At 64.0% G+C, this 17,657-nt stretch carries 17 protein-coding genes, 1 tRNA gene and 1 pseudogene; 15 read left to right on the top strand and 4 right to left on the bottom strand.

The annotated features are described in order from the left end of the window. The first annotated feature begins 56 nt into the window (after window positions 1–56). From LZ585_RS06525 to tnpC, 6 genes and pseudogenes are all read left to right on the top strand, one after another. A pseudogene (locus tag LZ585_RS06525) lies at window positions 57–1,182 on the top strand (IS3 family transposase). Window positions 1,183–1,232: 50 nt separating this feature from the next. Continuing rightward, window positions 1,233–1,616, top strand: coding sequence for an IS66-like element accessory protein TnpA (gene tnpA / locus LZ585_RS06530; protein ID WP_234855586.1), 384 nt, complete (start codon window positions 1,233–1,235; stop codon window positions 1,614–1,616). After that, the gene (gene tnpB / locus LZ585_RS06535; RefSeq protein ID WP_256445656.1) at window positions 1,613–1,813 is read left to right on the top strand and encodes an IS66 family insertion sequence element accessory protein TnpB; all 201 of its coding nucleotides are present in this window, start codon (window positions 1,613–1,615) and stop codon (window positions 1,811–1,813) included. Before tnpA ends, tnpB (LZ585_RS06535) begins: the two co-directional genes overlap by 4 nt. Before the next feature lie 98 nt (window positions 1,814–1,911). Next, window positions 1,912–3,422 (top strand): IS3 family transposase gene (locus LZ585_RS06540; protein ID WP_390625103.1). Its coding sequence is split into 2 segments (ribosomal slippage): window positions 1,912–2,328 and window positions 2,331–3,422, totalling 1,509 coding nucleotides; the frame shifts between segments, so codons are not numbered across the junction. Then, window positions 3,419–3,622: an IS66 family insertion sequence element accessory protein TnpB gene (tnpB, locus tag LZ585_RS06545; RefSeq protein ID WP_390625104.1), complete on the top strand. Its 204-nt coding sequence runs from the start codon at window positions 3,419–3,421 to the stop codon at window positions 3,620–3,622. Before LZ585_RS06540 ends, tnpB (LZ585_RS06545) begins: the two co-directional genes overlap by 4 nt. A 62-nt stretch (window positions 3,623–3,684) precedes the next feature. Continuing rightward, window positions 3,685–5,313, top strand: coding sequence for an IS66 family transposase (gene tnpC / locus LZ585_RS06550; protein WP_234854653.1), 1,629 nt, complete (start codon window positions 3,685–3,687; stop codon window positions 5,311–5,313). Here tnpC and LZ585_RS06555 read toward each other — a convergent pair. Next, on the bottom strand, window positions 5,294–5,527 hold the full coding sequence (locus tag LZ585_RS06555; protein WP_234855588.1) for a DUF6429 family protein: 234 nt from the start codon (window positions 5,525–5,527) through the stop codon (window positions 5,294–5,296). The genes tnpC and LZ585_RS06555 overlap by 20 nt on opposite strands. Window positions 5,528–5,632: 105 nt before the next feature. On the opposite strand from LZ585_RS06555, the gene LZ585_RS06560 reads away from it, so the two are divergent. Beyond that, window positions 5,633–6,199: a tyrosine-type recombinase/integrase gene (locus tag LZ585_RS06560; protein WP_234855589.1), complete on the top strand. Its 567-nt coding sequence runs from the start codon at window positions 5,633–5,635 to the stop codon at window positions 6,197–6,199. A gap of 241 nt (window positions 6,200–6,440) precedes the next feature. On the opposite strand, the gene LZ585_RS06565 is transcribed toward LZ585_RS06560, so the two are convergent. Beyond that, a tRNA-Ser gene (locus LZ585_RS06565) sits at window positions 6,441–6,530 on the bottom strand. Between the two features lie 46 nt (window positions 6,531–6,576). Continuing rightward, complete coding sequence (gene edd, locus LZ585_RS06570) at window positions 6,577–8,379, bottom strand: phosphogluconate dehydratase (protein WP_234855590.1); 1,803 nt, start codon at window positions 8,377–8,379, stop codon at window positions 6,577–6,579. A gap of 144 nt (window positions 8,380–8,523) precedes the next feature. Here edd and LZ585_RS06575 point away from each other — a divergent pair, with 144 nt between their 5' ends. Genes LZ585_RS06575 through pgi form a run of 5 tightly spaced genes read left to right on the top strand, consistent with a single transcriptional unit; the run spans window position 8,524 to window position 14,076 of the window. Then, window positions 8,524–9,717, top strand: a complete 1,194-nt coding sequence (locus LZ585_RS06575; RefSeq protein ID WP_234855591.1) for an RSP_2647 family RNA methyltransferase — start codon at window positions 8,524–8,526, stop codon at window positions 9,715–9,717. Then, on the top strand, window positions 9,717–10,256 hold the full coding sequence (locus LZ585_RS06580; RefSeq protein ID WP_234855592.1) for an RSP_2648 family PIN domain-containing protein: 540 nt from the start codon (window positions 9,717–9,719) through the stop codon (window positions 10,254–10,256). The genes LZ585_RS06575 and LZ585_RS06580 overlap by 1 nt, the downstream gene beginning before the upstream one ends. A 60-nt stretch (window positions 10,257–10,316) precedes the next feature. Then, window positions 10,317–11,768, top strand: a complete 1,452-nt coding sequence (gene zwf, locus LZ585_RS06585) for a glucose-6-phosphate dehydrogenase (protein WP_234855775.1) — start codon at window positions 10,317–10,319, stop codon at window positions 11,766–11,768. A 2-nt stretch (window positions 11,769–11,770) separates the two neighbouring features. Continuing rightward, entirely contained in the window at window positions 11,771–12,442 is a 672-nt protein-coding gene (gene pgl, locus LZ585_RS06590; protein ID WP_234855776.1) for a 6-phosphogluconolactonase, read from the top strand. A gap of 23 nt (window positions 12,443–12,465) precedes the next feature. Beyond that, window positions 12,466–14,076 carry a glucose-6-phosphate isomerase gene (pgi, locus tag LZ585_RS06595; protein ID WP_234855593.1) on the top strand — a complete coding sequence of 537 codons (1,611 nt, stop codon included), beginning with the start codon at window positions 12,466–12,468 and terminating at the stop codon, window positions 14,074–14,076. Window positions 14,077–14,140: 64 nt separating this feature from the next. Here the strand turns inward: pgi and LZ585_RS06600 are convergent, their stop codons facing one another. Then, entirely contained in the window at window positions 14,141–14,359 is a 219-nt protein-coding gene (locus LZ585_RS06600) for a SlyX family protein (RefSeq protein ID WP_234855594.1), read from the bottom strand. 51 nt (window positions 14,360–14,410) lie between these two features. Here LZ585_RS06600 and hisS point away from each other — a divergent pair, with 51 nt between their 5' ends. The 3 genes from hisS to hisG are packed head-to-tail and all read left to right on the top strand — an operon-like array spanning window position 14,411 to window position 17,627. Further along, the gene (gene hisS / locus LZ585_RS06605) at window positions 14,411–15,892 is read left to right on the top strand and encodes a histidine--tRNA ligase (protein ID WP_234855595.1); all 1,482 of its coding nucleotides are present in this window, start codon (window positions 14,411–14,413) and stop codon (window positions 15,890–15,892) included. Then, entirely contained in the window at window positions 15,892–16,953 is a 1,062-nt protein-coding gene (locus LZ585_RS06610; RefSeq protein WP_390625113.1) for an ATP phosphoribosyltransferase regulatory subunit, read from the top strand. The genes hisS and LZ585_RS06610 overlap by 1 nt, the downstream gene beginning before the upstream one ends. After that, window positions 16,950–17,627 carry an ATP phosphoribosyltransferase gene (gene hisG / locus LZ585_RS06615; protein WP_234855597.1) on the top strand — a complete coding sequence of 226 codons (678 nt, stop codon included), beginning with the start codon at window positions 16,950–16,952 and terminating at the stop codon, window positions 17,625–17,627. Before LZ585_RS06610 ends, hisG begins: the two co-directional genes overlap by 4 nt. The last annotated feature ends 30 nt before the right edge of the window (window positions 17,628–17,657 follow it).

Genomic DNA, 17,657 nt, shown 5'->3' on the forward strand with positions numbered 1-17,657 from the left:
TGGTTAATGGGATGCGGAAGTAGAATTTTCTCGGCAAGTTGGACGAGGAGATTCAGATGAAGAAAACCCGTTTCACCGAGGCCCAGATCATGGGCGTGCTGCGTCAGGCCGAGGGTGGTTTGCCTGTGCCTGAACTGTGTCGCGAGCATGGGATCAGCAGCGCGACGTTTTACAAATGGCGTGCCAGGTATGGCGGCATGGATGCATCCATGATGGGCCAGATGAAGTTACTGGAGGACGAAAACCGGCGGCTGAAGCGCATGTTTGCCGATCTGAGCATGCAAGCCGATCTGCTCCGGGAGGCGCTTGGAAAAAAGTGACGCGGCCAGCTCAGCGTCGCGAGCTGGCCGCAAAGGCTGTGGCGACGAAGGGGATCAGCATTGCGCTGGCTTGCCGGGCATTCGGCGTCAGCGAGACCTGTTTCCGCTACAGCCCGAAGCGCGACAACGAGAACGAGCAGATCGCCGACCTGCTCATTGGGCTAACCAAGACCAGGAAGACTTGGGGCTTTGGCTTGTGTTTCCTGTATCTGCGCAACGTCCAGGGCCATGGTTGGAACCACAAACGCGTCTACCGGATCTATCGTGAGCTGGAACTGAACCTGAGGAGTGAGCCATGGAACGCCACTGGTCCGAGTGACCATGGCGAACGCCTCGCAAGCGGCTGAAGCGGGAGAAGTCCGAGGAACTGGCTGTGCCGGAAGCTCCCAACGCGGTCTGGTCCATGGACTTCATGGCAGATCGCCTTGGGGACGGGCGAGCCTTCCGTCTTCTGAACGTCCTGGACGACTTCAACCGCGAGGGCCTGGGCATCGAGGTGGACTTCTCGCTGCCGGCCGAGCGCGTCGTCCGGACCCTGAACCAAATCATCGAATGGCGGGGAGCACCAAAGGCGATCAGGGTTGATAACGGCCCGGAATATATCAGTGGCCGTCTGATGGAATGGGCCGAGGACAAGGGCATTACCCTGACCTATATCCAGCCCGGAAAGCCGCAGCAGAACGCTTACGTCGAGCGCTACAACCGGACAGTCCGGCACGAATGGCTGGACCTATACATCTTTGAAACCATCGAGGAGGTGCAGAACATCGCCACCGAGTGGCTCTGGACCTACAACAACGAACGCCCCAATATGGGCATCGGCGGGATCACCCCTGCCATGAAGCTGAGAATGGCCGCGTGAATTCTACGTCTGCGCCCCGTTAAAATGGGGAGGATTACCCGGGGCTTTTGATGCGTGGTGACATTCTGGGTCTGGAACGGCGGCGTCGCTGGAGCGACGAGGAGAAGCTCGGGATCGTGCTGTCAATCGGGGTGGCGGGCGCGACGGTGACGCAAGTGGCGCAGCGCCACGAGGTGACCCGACAGCAGCTTTATGCCTGGCGGCATGAGCTGAAGAAGAAGGGGCTGCTTTCCCCGCTTCCGGAGGCCCTGTTCCTGCCGGTGGAATTGAGCGCGCCGGCGGCGTTGGCGGCGCATCCATCGGCTGAAGATCAAGCGCCGCAGCGCCCCGCCCTGATTGAGCTTCAGCTGGCCAATGGCCGGTGCCTGCGCTTCGACACGATGCTGGACACGACCACGCTGACGCGGTTGATCCGGGTGCTGGAGGCGGCATGATCGGGCCCGGCACCGGTGTCCGGGTTTATCTGGCCTGCGGGGTGACCGACATGCGCAAGGGCATTGAGGGTTTGGCGGCCCTGGCGCAGGATCAGTTGCGCCAGAAGCCGGCAGGCGGGGCGGTGTTTGCGTTCCGCGGTCGGCGTGGCGACAGATTGAAGCTCTTGTATTGGGACGGCCCCCCTGTGTCAGCGTAGTTGTCCGCCCCTCTTCTTTTCCTCTATTTTTCGGGTGGGCGGGATAGGACAGTGACTTGGGATATTCACCGGAACGTAAGGCGGCTGTGCTGAAACGGATGCTGCCGCCGCACAGCATGGCCATTCGGCAGCTGTCGCGGGAGGAAGGGATTTCCGAGGCGACGCTGCACAAGTGGCGGTCCGAGGCGCGGGGCAAGGGTCGGCTTTTGCCTGACGCCGATGCTGGTCCCGAAGGCTGGTCTTCGCGCGACAAGTTCGCGGCGGTGCTGGAAACAGCGGCGCTGAACGAGGCCGATCTGAGCGAATACTGCCGGACGCGCGGGCTTTATCCGGCGCAGATCACCGCGTGGCGGGCGGCATGCGAACAGGCGAATGACTGGGAGCGCGCCAGCACCGCGCGTCTGGCTCAGGCCACGAAGGAAGAGAAGAAGCGGGTCAGGGATCTGGAGCGGGACCTGGCGCGCAAGGACAAGGCTCTGGCCGAAACCGCAGCGCTTCTGGTTCTCCGAAAAAAGGCTGCGGCGATCTGGGGGGGCGACGAGGACGCATGATCAGCACCCCGGATCGCCAAACTGCAGTTGCTCTGATCGACGCGGCCGTCACCGCTGGCGCGCGGCGCGCCAACGCCTGTGCTGAGCTGAACATCAGCGATCGCACCCTGCGGCGCTGGACGAAAGACGGTCAGGTCCACGCCGATCAGCGCCCCCTCACGCCGCGCCCCGCGCCGGACAACAAGCTGAGCGCCCAGGAACGCGCGGCCGTTCTGGATATCTGCAACTCAGCAGAATACGCCAGCCTGCCGCCTAGCCAGATCGTGCCAAAGCTGGCCGATCGAGGGCAGTATCTGGCCTCGGAGTCCAGCTTTTACCGCATCCTGCGAGCGGAGGGGCAACAGCATCACCGGGGCCGGTCCAAGCCTCCGGTCCGGCGCAAACCACCCGCCAGCCACAAGGCCAGCGCACCCTGCCAGGTCTGGACCTGGGACATCACCTGGATGCCCGGGCCGGTCGCCGGAATGTTCTTCTATCTCTACCTGATCGTGGACATCTTCAGCCGGAAGATCGTTGCCTGGGAAGTTCATGAGCGCGAGAGCGCGGAGCTGGCGGCTGCCCTGATCCGGCAGGCGGTTCTGGCGGAAGGCTGCATCACGCGCCCGCTGGTCCTTCACGCCGACAATGGCAGCCCCATGAAGGGCGCGACGATGAAGGTGACGATGGAGAAACTCGGCATCACGGCCTCCTACAGTCGGCCGCGCGTCAGCAACGACAACCCCTTTTCCGAGGCCCTGTTTCGAACCTGCAAATACCGCCCGAACTGGCCGGCCAAGGGCTTTGCCAGCAAGGCCGATGCCCAGGCTTGGGTGAAATCCTTCGCCAACTGGTATAACGGCGAACACCTTCACAGTGCGATCCGCTTCGTCACGCCAAATGCGCGCCACACCGGACGTGACCGTGCAGCGCTCGCCAGCCGCACCATTCTCTATGCACATGCACGGGCGCAACACCCCGAACGCTGGTCAGGCCAAACCCGAAACTGGCAACCCGCCGGACCCGTCTGGCTCAATCCTGAACGCGAAATCAGCGCCTCTGAAATCAGAGACGTCGCATGAAATCGGCGGACAACTACCTTGATAAACACCGCGGCCAAGGCTTCTGCCTTTACTACAAGGTGCTGGAACGCGGGCGCTTTCCCTGGCCAAGCGGCAAGGACGGGACTGCGCGTCTGACATCGGCGCAGCTGGCCATGTTGTGGGAGGGAATTGACTGGAGGCGGCCGGATTGGGGGGCGCCACCGGCCCGGGTCGGCTGATTTATCCTTTTGTAATTGCGTCTTTTTGTAGCGTTCGACAGGAGGATATGGTATCCATCGCCATGTCCGGAACGACCACGCCACTGCCCAATGATCCTGCCGCCTTGAAGGCGATCATTGCTGCGTTGCAGGCAGAAAATCAGAAGATGTCGGCCAGCTTGCGCGCGCATGATCTGCTGGTTCAGGCGCTGCGCGTTCGGATTGCCAAATTGCAGAAGCAGAAGTTCGGAGCCAGTTCGGAAAAGATCGAACGCGAGATCGAGCAACTGGAGCTGGCGCTGGAAGACCTGCAGCTGGCCCTGGCCGAGGCGAATGACCCGTCGCCCGCTGCCGAGAAGGGGCCCGACACGGAAGCACAGGCTCCGGAGCCGGCTGAACCTCAGGAAACCAACCGCCGCCGCCCGAAAGTCTCGAAGGACACGCCGCGCGAACGTCGCGAATATGACCCTGGCAAGAATTGCCCCGATTGCGGCGGCGATCTGCGGGTGATCGGTGAGGATGTCAGCGAATTGATCGACATGATCGCCGCGCAGTTGAAGGTTATCGAGATCGCGCGCATCAAGAAGTCCTGCCGACGCTGTGAGAAGATCGTCCAGGCCCCGGCACCCAGCCGGCCGATCCCGCGGAGCATGGCGGGACCGAACCTGCTCGCCTATGTCCTGGTCTCGAAGTTCGACGATCATGTGCCGCTCTACAGGCAGAACGAGATCTTTGCCCGGATGGGCGCCGATATCTCCGATACGACGCTTGTGGACTGGTGCGGCGGGGCGATGAAAGCTCTGGCGCCGCTGATCGAAAAGATCGAGGCCGAGATCATGGCCAGCGATCTGCTCCATGCCGATGACACGCCCATCCGCGTGCTTGATCGCAGCAAGAGCGACAAAGGGCTCGGCAAGGGCGTCAGGAAGGGCCGGATCTGGGCTTATGTTCGCGATCAGCGCCCTTGGGCAGGCAAGGCCCCGCCCGGCGCGGTCTATCAGTTCGCCCCGGACTGGAAGGAAAACCATGTCCTCGGCCATCTGGGCCAGGCCGGCGGCATTCTTCAAGCCGATGGCTACAAGGGCTATGCCAAGCTTTATGCCACCGATCTGGAGGGCAAGAGCCAGTTCCGCGAGGCCGCCTGCTGGGCACATCTGCGCCGTGACTTCCATGATGTCTGGGCTGCGACAAAATCCGAAATCGCGTGTGAGGCACTCGACCGGATCGGCAAGTTCTACGACATCGAGCGCGCCACCAGCGGCAAGCCCGCCGAGTTGCGGCTGGCCCTGCGACAGAAGGATACCAGGCCGAAGGTCGACGCCTTCCGGGACTGGGCCGAAAAGCAGCTGACGCGCATCCCCGGAAAAAGCGATCTGGCCAAGGCCTTCCGCTATGGGCTGAGCCGCTGGTCTGCCCTCACGCTGTTCCTCGAGGACGGGCGCGTGGCCATCGACAACAATGCGGCCGAGCGTGCCCTGAGGCCAATTGGTGTCGGCAGACGGAACTGGCTATTCGCGGGCTCGGACGCGGGCGGCGAAACGCTTGCTCGCGCCCTGACGGTCATCGAAACGGCAAAGATGAACGGGCTCGATCCGCAGGCCTATCTTGCCGATGTCCTGGACCGCATCCACGATCACATGAACACCCGTCTCGGCGAATTGCTGCCCTGGAACTGGACGCCAATGGGCACAGTCAAGACCGAGGCCGCGTAAACAGCGCCCGGAAGAGTTCTTCGGACTGCCGCAGGCCCTCATCGGTCAGGACAACCGACTTTGCCTTGTTGACCGGATCGGCGATCAGGCCCCTGGCATGCAACCGCTCCAGGACGTCCCAGTCAAAGCCTTTCCACGCGCGCCGCACGTCATGCAGCGTCAACCACAGCAGCGCCAGAACAGCCTCGTCGATCTTGTCCCGATCAATCTCCATGGACTGAGCCTACCACGGAGAGCCGTAGCGCGAGACACAACATCATCAACACTTGTCAATGAAAAATGGCCGCGGTGCAAACCGGGTGGTTACGAGAAACAAGGTATGAAAGAAGTTCTACCTGACATCGTTATGCCGACCGAGGCTGCAATCGCCAGACTGTCAGCCCGAGCCCCCGGCACGCTGACCTACTTTCCGGGGTTTCTCGATGCTACGGGCGGACGGGTCACGGAAATGGCTCGTCTGAAAAGGACGGACATCTCCGGAATGGAGAATCCCACTCAGGGAAATGTCTTCGCCACATTAAGAAACACCAAGGGCGGAAAGGTTAGGACAATCGAACTCACCCAAAAGGCGATCGACATCCTGCTGCAAATTCCACTGTCGAATGCCTCGGAATATATTTTCTGGAACGTGAGCGATCATGGTTACTACAAAGATCCATCAAGCCTGTTCTGGGAGTACGGTCAGGAAACCGGGTTCGGCGCGCGCATGCACGATCTGCGTCACAAGTTTGCACTCGAACGGCTGCGCGACGGTTGGTCCGTTTACAAAGTTCAGAGATACATTGGGCACGGATCTGTCCTCACCACGGAACGTTATTACTTCCGATACCTGTCTCAACAGCAGCAAGAGCGCGCGCGCTCTGATGGAGATAATGGCTTCAGGTAAGATTTGAACCGAGCCACATCGCCGAGGGGATCCTGCGTCAGCAGGGTCCCCTTTTTGCTATGTGTCGATCAGGACCGGAACGGGCAATTGGGGCATAGATGACGCTCAGAGAGCATAACCAGCACGTCCCGAAGGCTCGAAAGGTGTCATAGTATGACACTTTATAGGTCAGAGCGCATAATCTTTCATCATACGTAGCGCGCTCGAAAATCGTAATTTTACAAGTTTTTCAAATATTTAATGGCGGAGCAGGTGGGATTCGAACCCACGGGACCATCACTGGCCCGGCGGTTTTCAAGACCGCTGCCTTAGACCACTCGGCCACTGCTCCGTGGGCTTCGGTAAACCCTGGCAAAGAGATTGCCAAGGTCCAACTGTCAGACCACCACGCCCGCGCCCTCGGTGGCGGGACCAGCGACGGCGCGGAAGGCTGCGAACAGTTCCCGGCCCATGCCCTGACTGCTGGGGACGGGATCATGAACGGCCGCAAGGCGGGATTCGAAATCCGGGGCCAGGCAGTCGATGGTGCCGCCGACCGCATCAAGGCGGATCATGTCTCCGTCCTGGACGCGGGAAAGAGGGCCGCCCACCGACGCTTCGGGAGAGATGTGGATGGCGGCGGGCACCTTGCCCGAGGCGCCCGACATCCGGCCATCGGTCAGCAGCGCGATCTTGAACCCGCGATCCTGAAGGACGGCCAGGATCGGGGTCAGCGAATGCAGTTCGGGCATTCCGTTGGCACGCGGACCCTGGAAGCGGACGACCACCACGGTGTCTTCCGTGAACTCGCCTGCCTTGAAGGCGGCCTTTACCTGTTCCTGGTCGCTGAAGACACGGGCCCGGGCCTCGATGACGTGGCGTTCGGGGGCCACGGCACTGATCTTGATTACGCCCCGGCCCAGGTTGCCCCCCAACTGCTTCAACCCGCCGGTCTTAGCAAACGGGTCGTGGGCAGGGCGCAGGATCTTGTCGTTCAACGTATCGCGCGCGCCTGCCTCCCACCGGATTGCGTCCCCGTCCAGGCGGGGTTCGGTCGTATAGCCGTCCAGGCCGGTGCCGTGGATCGTCTTGACATCTTCGTGCAGCAGGCCCGCGTCCAGCAACTGCCCGATCATGTAGCCGATGCCCCCTGCCGCGTGGAAATGGTTCACGTCGGCCAGGCCGTTGGGGTAAACGCGCGCCATCAGCGGCACGGTTTCGGAAATGTCGTTGAAATCCCCGATGTCGATCAGGATGCCGGCGGCCTTGGCCATGGCGGGGATGTGCATGACAAGGTTGGTCGATCCGCCCGTCGCCATCAGGCCCACGATGCCGTTCACGAAGGCCTTTTCGTCCAGCACCTCGCCCGCGGGAAGGAAGTCGTTGCCCAGCCGCGTGATTGCGGCGGCACGCTGGACGCCCGCCACTGTCAGGGCGTCGCGCAGGGGTGTGTTGGGATTCACGAAGCTGGATCCGGGCAGGTGCAGGCCCATGAATTCCATCAGCATCTGATTGCTGTTCGCCGTGCCGTAAAAGGTGCAGGTGCCGGGGGAATGATAGGACGCCATTTCCGCCGCCATCAGGGCGTCACGGCCGACCTCGCCCGCTGCGAATTGCTGGCGGACGCGGGATTTCTCGTCGTTGGGCAGGCCCGAGGGCATGGGACCGGCAGGCAGGAACACCGCCGGGATGTGCCCAAAGGTTGCGGCGGCCATGACCAGGCCCGGCACGATCTTGTCGCAAACGCCCAGGTACAGTGCCGCGTCAAAGCAATCGTGCGACAGCGCCACGCCTGCCGACAAGGCGATCACGTCGCGAGAGAACAGCGACAGTTCCATCCCCGCACGGCCTTGCGTCACGCCGTCGCACATGGCGGGCACGCCGCCCGCGACCTGCACGGTCGCGCCCGCCGCATTGCCCGCGCGGCGGATCAGGTCCGGGTAACGCTCGTAAGGCTGATGGGCCGACAGCATATCATTATAGGCGGTGACAATGCCGATATTCGGCTTGCGCGTCAGGGCCAGGTCGTCCTTGTCAGGCATTGCGGCATAGGCGTGGGCCTGGTTGCCGCAGGACAGATGGGCGCGGCGCGGGCCTTCCTCGGCCGCCCGGGCGATCTTTGTCAGGTATGCGTCGCGCGTGTTCCGGGACCGGGCGCGGATCCTGTCGGTGACGCGGTCGATTGTGGCGTGCAGGGTCATGGCTGGCTCCTTCTTGCGCGGCAATATACGTTGTTAGCGATAACGGATCAACGGGGCTTGTCGCAGGCATGGCATTGACCCAGCGACGGCCTTGTGCCGGGCGGGTCGCCATGCCAGATCCGGGGCACGAAAAGGATGAACCCGATGACCGATCTGCCCGTGCTGCGCCTGCGCCCGAAATCCAAGCCCCAGGCGATCCGCCACGGATTTCCCTGGGTCTTCGCCGACGAATCCGTGCTGGACCGCCGCAGCCGCGCGATCCCGCCGGGCGGTTTTGCGGTGCTGGAAGATGCCGAGCGCAAGCCCTTGGGACTGGTGACGGTCAACCCCAACAGCAAGATCGTGGGCCGGGTGATGGACCCCGACCCCGAGGCCGTGATCGACACCGAATGGTTGGCCGCGAAGTTGACGCGCGCCTTGCAGTTGCGGGAACGGCTGTATGACGCACCCTTCTATCGCCTCGTCCATGCCGAGGCCGACGGGCTGCCCGGCCTGGTAATCGACCGGTTCGGCGATGCGGCGGTGATCCAGCCGAACGCAGCCTGGGCGGACCGGATGGCGGATGACCTGGCGGATGCGCTGATCCGGGTGACGGGCGTGTCCACCGTGATCCTGAACGGGCAGGGCCGCGCGCGTGGGCTGGAAGGCCTGGACGAACGGATGGAGGTTCTGCGCGGGCAGGCGCCCACGGAACCCGTGGCCGTTCCGATGAACGGTGCCACCTATCTGGCCGATCTGATGGGTGGGCAGAAGACCGGGCTGTTCTTCGACCAGCGGCCGAACCAGGCTTTTGCGCAGCGGCTGTCCAAGGATGCGGCGGTGCTGGACGTGTTCAGCCATGTGGGCGGCTTCGGCCTTGCCGCCCTGGCGGCGGGCGCGGCCCATGCGACCTGCGTCGATGGCAGTGCCGCGGCCCTTGATCTGGCAAAAGGCGGGGCAGGGCGCATGGGCGCGGCGGACCGTCTGGAAACCGTCCAGTCCGATGCCTTCAAGGCCATGGAGAAGATGGCCGAGGAAGGCCGCCGGTTCGACCTGGTGGTTTGCGACCCGCCTGCCTTTGCGCCTGCCAAGCCTGCATTGGACGCAGGCCTGCGTGCCTATGAACGGGTGGCAAAGCTGGCCGCGCCCCTGGTCGCGCCTGGGGGCTATCTGGTTTTGTGCAGTTGCTCGCACGCGGCCGACCTGACGGCGTTCCGCAATGTCAGCGCGCGGGGCATCGGGCGCGGCGGGCGGCGTGGGGTGCTGATCCATACGGGCCAGGCTGGGCCCGATCATCCGACGCTGCCTCAGCTTGCAGAAACCGGCTATCTCAAGGCGCTGTTCTTTCGGCTGGATTGATGCGCGCGGTTCTTGACGCCAATGTCCTGTTCCCGACGATCCTGCGGGAAATCCTGACCGATCTGGCGGGGGCGGGGCTTTACGCTCCCCTGTGGTCGGCCCGGATCCTGGCCGAATGGCGTCATGCGGCGGCCCGGCTGGGCGCCGATCAGGACGCCGTCGCAGGGGCGGAGATTGCATTGCTGCGCATCAGGTTTCCGCAGGCAGAACTGCCGGACGACGGTTGCCAGGCCATCGACCGTGATTTCCCCGATCCGGCCGACCGCCATGTGGCGGAAACAGCCCTGGCAGGGGACGCGTCGCTGATCGTCACGGCCAACCTGCGCGATTTTCCCCAACACCTGATGACGGGGCTGGGGCTGCGTGCGATTCATCCCGACGCCTTTCTGCTGGATTTGTTCGCCGCCGATCCTGCGGCAGTCGCGGCGGCTGTTCAGGCAGCGCGCGACAAGGCTGCGGCCATGGGCGGCAACATGACGGTAGGGGATATGCTGAAACGCAGCCGCTTGCCGCGCTTGGCCAAAGCCGTGAAAGGTTGAACCGAGTTGCTGTTAACGCTAACAAGAGATATGGCGATCCCTGCCCGCAAGGAGGAAAGCATGGTCTCTCGTGTCATTCCGGTCGATGACTTCGATCTGGTGATCTTTGGTGCCACAGGCGATCTGGCGCAACGCAAGATCCTGCCTGGATTGTTCCGGCGCTTTGTCGCAGGGCAGATACCGGAAACCTCGCGCATCATCGGGGCGGCACGGACGGACCAGGACGACGACGCCTTCCGGGCCGAGGCCGCCAAAGCCATCGTGGAATTCGGCCGCATTCGTCAGGATGATCCACGCCTTGCGCAATTCCTGAACCTGCTGGGCTATACCTCCATCGACGCCAGGGGCGATGGGGGCTGGGTCGATCTGAAATCGCGGATGCGGCCCGGCGCGGTTCATGCCTTTTACTTCTCGGTCGCGCCGTCGCTGTTTGGCGATATCGCCAGCCGCCTTGCCAGCCATGGCATCGCGGACCAGGATAGCCGCATCGTGGTTGAAAAGCCCTTTGGCCGTGATCTGGAAACCGCCCGCGCGCTGAACGCCACGCTGGCCTGCCATTTCCGGGAAGAACAAATCTATCGCATCGACCATTACCTGGGCAAGGAAACCGTCCAGAACCTGATGGCGGTGCGGTTCGCCAATATCCTGTTCGAGCCGTTGTGGAACTCGCAATACGTCGATCACGTGCAGATCACCGTGGCCGAAACGGTGGGCGTGGCCGGGCGCGGCAGCTATTACGACAAGTCCGGGGCGATCCGGGACATGGTTCAGAACCACATGATGCAGCTTCTGTGCCTCATCGCGATGGAGCCACCCTATCACTTCGACCCCAACGCCGTGCGCGATGAAAAGCTCAAGGTGATCCGCGCCCTGCAACCCGTCGAACTGGCTGACATCGTGCGCGGGCAGTACCAGGCGGACAGCAAGTCCACCGGCTATCTGGAGGATTCGGAAAACCCGGATTCCCGGACCGAAAGCTATGTGGCGATGAAGGTCTGCATCTCGAACTGGCGGTGGCAGGGCACGCCCTTCTATCTGCGCACCGGCAAGAAGCTGCGCGCCCGCACCAGCGAGATCGCCATCGTCTTCCGCGAGCCGCCCCATTCGATCTTTGACGACAGCGGCGCCCCCAAGGCCAACGAGCTTGTCATTCGCCTGCAACCGAACGAGGGTATGAACCTCAAGGTGATGATCAAGGAACCGGGGCCGGGCGGGATGCGGCTGGTGCAGGTGCCGCTGGATATGTCTTTCGCGGATGCGCTTGGCACGGATGGCAGCGATATGCCCGATGCTTACGAACGGCTGATCATGGACGTGATCCGGGGCAATCAGACCCTGTTCATGCGCGGGGACGAGGTCGAGGCCGCCTGGTCCTGGACCGATCCCATCATCGCCGCCTGGGAAGACGGCAAGCGGCGGCCCGAACCCTATGACGCGGGGTCGTCCGGTCCCGAAGAAGCGTTGCGCCTCATGCATCGCGACAATCGCCGATGGAGGGAGATTCGCGGATGAGCATGGACTTCAAGGAATATCCTGACCGCGAGATGCTAGCCTTGTCGCTGGCAGACCAGATCGCCTCGCAACTGGCGCAGCAGCTGCGCACCGGGGATGTCGCCAGCCTGTGCGTGCCGGGCGGCACCTCTCCGACCCTGGTGTTCGAGACGCTGAGCGGGGCGGATATCGACTGGAGCCGGGTGACGGTTTTCCCTGGCGACGAACGTTGGGTCGATGGGGACCACAAGCGTTCGAACGGCCGCCTGCTTCGTCGCCACCTGCTGCGCGACCGCGCAGCCGTCGCGAAATACATCGACCTTTACACCGGCGACGCTACCCCGGACGAGGCTGCCGAGAGCTTGGCCGAGGCGATTCGGCCGCATCTGCCGATCACCGTGGTTCTTCTGGGAATGGGCAATGACATGCACACGGCCAGCCTGTTCCCCGGCGCGGACCGCCTGGCAGAAGGACTGGCTGCCAATTCCCCGCTGGTCCTGCCGATCCGCGCCGAGGGCGCCGAGGAACCGCGCATCACCCTGACCCGGCCGGCCCTTGCCGATGCAATGAATGTCCATGTCCTGATCATGGGACCGGAAAAGCGCGAAGCCCTGGACCGCGCGCAAAAGCTGGACCCGCTCGAGGCGCCGATCCGGGCATTCCTGGACAACGCGACCGTTCACTGGGCCGAATAGGCCGCCCGAAGGAGCCTTTCCGAATGACCGACATCTGGACCCGCCTGAAATCCCATCGCCAGGCGCAAGGTGACCGCCGCATCAGCGACCTGTTCGCCGCCGATCCTGCCCGCGCGCGCGCCTTTGCGACCCAGGCCGACGGGCTGGTCTTCGACTGGTCCAAGACCATGATCGACGCCGATGCCCGCGATCTGCTGCTGGAACTAGCCAAGGGCGCCGATGTGGCGACCCGCCGCGAGGCGATGTTCACCGGCGAGAAGATCAACGAAACCGAGGGCCGGGCCGTGCTGCACACCGCCCTGCGCAACCTGCGCGGCAACGTCACGGTGGACGGCCAGGACGTGATGCCCGCCGTGCGCGAAACCCACGACCGCATGGCCGATTTCGCCCGCGACGTGCGGTCAGGCGCCTTTACGGGACAGGGCGGCAAGATCACAGATGTGGTCAATATCGGCATCGGCGGGTCGGATCTTGGCCCCTACATGGCGGTGCTGGCGATGGCGCCCTATCACGACGGGCCGCGCACGCATTTCGTCAGCAACGTGGACGGTGCGGACATTGCCGACACGTTGAAGGGGCTGGATCCGGCGACGACGCTGGTGATCGTGGCGTCAAAGACATTCACCACCATCGAGACGATGACCAATGCCCAGACCGCCCGCGACTGGATGGGAAAGGTTGTCACCGACCCCGCGTCGCAATTTGTGGCGCTGTCCTCGGCCACCGGCAAGACGGCGGAATTCGGCATCGACCCTGCGCGCGTGTTCGGGTTCGAGGACTGGGTGGGCGGGCGTTACTCTGTCTGGGGACCGATCGGCCTGTCGCTGATGCTGGCGATCGGCGACGAGCGATTCGATGAATTCCTGGGCGGTGCCGCCACGATGGACACGCATTTCCGAGCTGCGCCGATGTCCGAAAACCTGCCGGTGCTGCTGGCCCTTGTGGGCATCTGGCACCACCAGGTCTGTGGCTATCCGACCCGCGCGGTGCTGCCCTATGACAACCGCCTGCTGCGGCTTCCTGCCTATTTGCAGCAGCTGGAAATGGAATCGAACGGCAAGCGCGTGGCCATGGACGGCAGCGACCTTGGCGTGATGTCGGGCCCGGTGGTCTGGGGCGAGCCCGGAACAAACGGCCAGCACGCCTTTTACCAGTTGATCCACCAGGGCACCACGCCCGTCCCCTGCGAATTCATCCTGGCCGCCAAGAGTCACGAGGACGACCTGGCGCATCATCACATCCTGCTGGCTGCGAACTGCCTGGCCCAGTCCGAGGCACTGATGCGCGGCCGCACCCTGGACGAGGCGCGCGCCCTGATGCAGGCCAAGGGGCTAGAAGGCGCCGAACTGGACCGCCAGGCACGGCACCGGGTGTTTCCCGGAAACCGGCCCTCGACCACCCTGCTGATCGAGAAGCTGACGCCTTTTACCCTGGGCCAGATCGTCGCTCTGTATGAACACCGGGTGTTCGTGGAAGGCGTGATCTTGGGGATCAACAGCTTTGACCAGTGGGGAGTCGAACTGGGCAAGGAACTGGCGCTGAAGGTTGAACCGCTGCTGAAGGGCGATGATGCGCCGGGGCACGATCCCTCGACCGAGCATCTGGCGGGGTTGTTCCGGCAGATGCGCGGATAGGCCCAAAGGCTGGGGGGCCGTCTGCCCCCCAGGCCCCCCGAGGATATTTTCGTGAAGAAGAAGCCTACCAGTGCGGTGGGCGCTGATCGGCCAGCGGAATCTGGCCTTCGGTGCCCGCCTGCTGTTCGGCGGCAAAGCGCAGCAGCATCTCGACCCGGCGGGTCAGCAGGGCGATCTCGGTATCCTGGCGGGCGATGACCTCGTTCAGATCGTCCACCGTCCTGGCCAGGTGGGCCAAGGCTTCCTCGGCCTGCTGGATTCGCGCGTGGGTATCCTTGTCCATATCGGCCCCTTCGGTTAAGGCAGCCACGGATTTGGCCGGAAAGGCAGGACCATGGCGAAAGATCAGAAAAAACAGCCCCGTCCCAAGGCGGAAACGCCCAAGGGCTTTCGCGACTATTTCGGCGCGGACGTGACGGAACGCAAGGCGATGCTGGATGCCATCGGTAAAGTTTACGAACTGCATGGCTTCGATCCGCTGGAAACAAGCGCGGTCGAGACGGTCGAGGCCCTGGGCAAGTTCCTGCCCGACGTGGACCGCCCGAATGCGGGTGTCTTTGCCTGGCAGGAAGAAGCGGTGCCCGGCGGCGGTTCCGGCGAGTGGCTGGCGCTGCGTTATGACCTGACGGCCCCCTTGGCGCGGGTGGCCGCGCAGTTTCGCAATGACCTGCCGATCCCCTATCGCCGCTATGCCATGGGTCCGGTCTGGCGGAACGAGAAGCCGGGGCCGGGGCGGTTCCGGCAGTTCTATCAATGCGACGCGGACACGGTTGGGTCTGCGTCGGTGGCGGCAGATGCCGAGATTTGCGCGATGCTTGCCGATGCGTTGGAGGCCGTGGGGATCGCGCGCGGCGACTATCTGGTGCGGATCAACAATCGCAAGGTCCTGAACGGCGTGCTGGAGGCTGCCGAGGTGCGCGCTGACCAGGCCGAGAACGTGCTGCGCCAGATCGACAAGTTCGACAAGGTGGGCCGCGACGGCGTGCTGGCGCTGCTGACCACGGGCCGCAAGGACGCCAGCGGCGCAATGATCGAAGGCGTGGGTTTGAGTGAGGCGCAGGCCCAGCCGGTCTTGGCCTTCCTGACCTCGAAAGGATCGGACAACACGGCCACGCTGGAGAACCTGCGCGCGGCGGTCGGCGCTTCGGCCATCGGCGCTGAAGGCGTGGACGAGTTGGCCGAGATCGCCGGAATGCTGGGCGCCATAGGCATGGACAAGGACCGCGCGGTCATCGACCCCTCGGTCGTGCGCGGCCTGGGCTATTACACCGGACCCGTCTTCGAGGCCGAGCTGACTTTCGAGATCCTGGATGAAAAGGGCCGCAAGCGGCAGTTCGGATCGGTCGCGGGGGGCGGGCGCTATGACGGGCTGGTGGAACGATTCACGGGCCAGAAGGTGCCAGCAACCGGTGTCAGCATCGGTGTGGACCGGCTTATCGCCGCGTTGCGGGCCAAGGGGCTGACGGGGACGCAGGCGCAGGGGCCGGTTGTCGTCACGGTCATGGACCGCGACCGGATGGCTGACTATCAGGCCATGGCGGTTGAACTGCGCGCGGCGGGCATCCGGGCCGAGGTCTATTTGGGCAATCCGAAGAACTTCGGCAACCAGTTGAAATATGCCGACAAGCGTGGCGCACCCGTGGCGATCATCCAAGGGGGTGACGAGGCAGCGCGGGGCGTCGTGCAGGTCAAGGATCTGGTCCTGGGGGCGCGCATTGCCGCCGAGGCCAGCCTGGACGAATGGAAGGCCCAGCCCGCCCAGACCGAGGTTCCCCGCGCTGATCTGGTCGCGGAAGTCCGTCGGATCCTTTCATGATCCCCAAGCGCGACAAGCAGGCCATCGGCCAGCGGTTCCTGTCCGCCTTCCGCGAGGCGGGGGCGGTCGAAGTCGCGCCCGACATCCTGCTGCCCGCCGATACCCTGCTGGATCTGTATGGCGAGGATATTCGCGCCCGGGCCTATACCTCGACCGATCCGCTGCGGGGCGAGGTGATGCTGCGGCCGGATTTTACCGTCCCGGTGGTGCAGATGCACATGGCCGGTGGGGCCGAACCTGCGCGCTATTGCTATCTGGGCGAGGTGTTCCGCAAGCAGGATCCGGGCGAGGAGCGGCCTGCCAATCCACGCGACAACGAATACCTGCAAGCGGGGTTCGAACTGTTCGCCCACGATCCCCAGGCCGATGCCGAGGTCTTTGCATTGTTCCACCGGCAGCTGGCGCCTTACGGGCTGCGGGCCGTGACGGGCGACATGGGGCTGGTGATGGATGCGGTCCGCGCGCTGCCGCTGTCGGATGCCCGACGGGATGCGCTTTTGCATCATGTCTGGAGGCCGGGACGCTTCGGGCGGCTTTTGGACCGTTTTTCGCGCCCTGCGGCCCCGCGCGCTTTTGCCGACAGCGCCGCCCCCTGGGCTGGGCTGCGGACAAGGGCCGAGATGGACCGGCGCATCGCCCGGCTGATCGCGGATGGGGACGCCGCGCCCTTGGACCGCGTCTGGATTGCTCGGCTGGACCGGCTGTTCACGATCAGCGCCTCCATGCCGGATGCCACGAAGGAACTGGCGAACCTGGCACGGGACTGGCCCGCCCTGGTTCCGGCCATTCGCCGCATCGAGAAGCGGGCAGGGATGCTGGCGGACCTGGGCATCTCGCCTGAAACCGTGCTGTTCGACGCAAGCCACGGTCACCGCACGATGGAATATTACGACGGCTTCACCTTCAGCTTCGTGGCCGAAAGCCGCCCTGACTGGCCCCCGGTCGCGACGGGCGGACGCTATGACGCGCTGACCGCCGTGCTGGGGCGGGGCGGGCGGGCGATCCCTGCCGTGGGCGGCATCATCCGGCCGGGCCTTGTTGCCGAATTGGAGGCCGCATGATCCGGCTGGGCGTACCGTCCAAGGGACGGCTGATGGAACAAACCTTTGGCTGGTTCGCCGCGCGCGGGGTCACGCTGTCGCGCAGCGGGTCGGACCGCGAATATGCGGGCAGGGTGCAGGGGGTGGACGGCGTATCCCTGGTTCTGCTGTCGGCGGGGGAAATCCCACGCGAACTGGCGGCGGGCCGGATTGAACTGGGCGTGACGGGCACCGATCTGGTGCGCGAAAAGCTGGCGGGTTGGCGGTCTGATGTGGCCGAGGTTGCGCCGATGGGATTCGGTCATGCCGATCTGATCCTGGCCGTGCCGGACTGCTGGCACGATTGCGAGGATCTGGACGATCTAGCATCCATCGCCCGCGACTTTCGGGCCGCCCATGGTTTCAGGCTGCGGATCGCGACCAAGTATCACCGGCTGGTCCGGGCCTGGCTGGCGGCGCATGAGGTCGCGGATTATCAACTGGTTGATTCCCAAGGGGCAACCGAGGGCACCATCGCCAATCAGACGGCCGAAGCTATTGCCGACATCACCTCGTCGGGCGAGACCCTGCGGGCGAACAACCTGAAGATTCTGGCTGCGGATCCCATCCTGCGGTCGCAGGCGACGTTGTTTGCCAATCGTGCGGCCTTGGCGGATGTCCGGCCGTTACTGGCACAGCTTGGGTTGGAGGCGTAGCCGGGGGCTGTCTGCCCCCGTCTCCTGCGG

Source organism: Paracoccus everestensis (assembly GCF_021491915.1).
Classification (GTDB): domain Bacteria; phylum Pseudomonadota; class Alphaproteobacteria; order Rhodobacterales; family Rhodobacteraceae; genus Paracoccus; species Paracoccus everestensis.

Coding starts and splice junctions, on each gene's coding strand:
- LZ585_RS06560 (WP_234855589.1), top strand. CDS start 5,633: ATGAAAGAAGTTCTACCTGACATCGTTATGCCGACCGAGGCTGCAATC.
- LZ585_RS06575 (WP_234855591.1), top strand. CDS start 8,524: ATGACCGATCTGCCCGTGCTGCGCCTGCGCCCGAAATCCAAGCCCCAG.
- edd (WP_234855590.1), bottom strand. CDS start 8,379: ATGACCCTGCACGCCACAATCGACCGCGTCACCGACAGGATCCGCGCC.
- pgl (WP_234855776.1), top strand. CDS start 11,771: ATGGACTTCAAGGAATATCCTGACCGCGAGATGCTAGCCTTGTCGCTG.
- tnpB (WP_256445656.1), top strand. CDS start 1,613: ATGATCGGGCCCGGCACCGGTGTCCGGGTTTATCTGGCCTGCGGGGTG.
- zwf (WP_234855775.1), top strand. CDS start 10,317: ATGGTCTCTCGTGTCATTCCGGTCGATGACTTCGATCTGGTGATCTTT.
- LZ585_RS06600 (WP_234855594.1), bottom strand. CDS start 14,359: ATGGACAAGGATACCCACGCGCGAATCCAGCAGGCCGAGGAAGCCTTG.
- LZ585_RS06580 (WP_234855592.1), top strand. CDS start 9,717: ATGCGCGCGGTTCTTGACGCCAATGTCCTGTTCCCGACGATCCTGCGG.
- LZ585_RS06555 (WP_234855588.1), bottom strand. CDS start 5,527: ATGGAGATTGATCGGGACAAGATCGACGAGGCTGTTCTGGCGCTGCTG.
- pgi (WP_234855593.1), top strand. CDS start 12,466: ATGACCGACATCTGGACCCGCCTGAAATCCCATCGCCAGGCGCAAGGT.
- hisS (WP_234855595.1), top strand. CDS start 14,411: ATGGCGAAAGATCAGAAAAAACAGCCCCGTCCCAAGGCGGAAACGCCC.
- tnpC (WP_234854653.1), top strand. CDS start 3,685: ATGTCCGGAACGACCACGCCACTGCCCAATGATCCTGCCGCCTTGAAG.
- hisG (WP_234855597.1), top strand. CDS start 16,950: ATGATCCGGCTGGGCGTACCGTCCAAGGGACGGCTGATGGAACAAACC.
- tnpA (WP_234855586.1), top strand. CDS start 1,233: ATGCGTGGTGACATTCTGGGTCTGGAACGGCGGCGTCGCTGGAGCGAC.
- tnpB (WP_390625104.1), top strand. CDS start 3,419: ATGAAATCGGCGGACAACTACCTTGATAAACACCGCGGCCAAGGCTTC.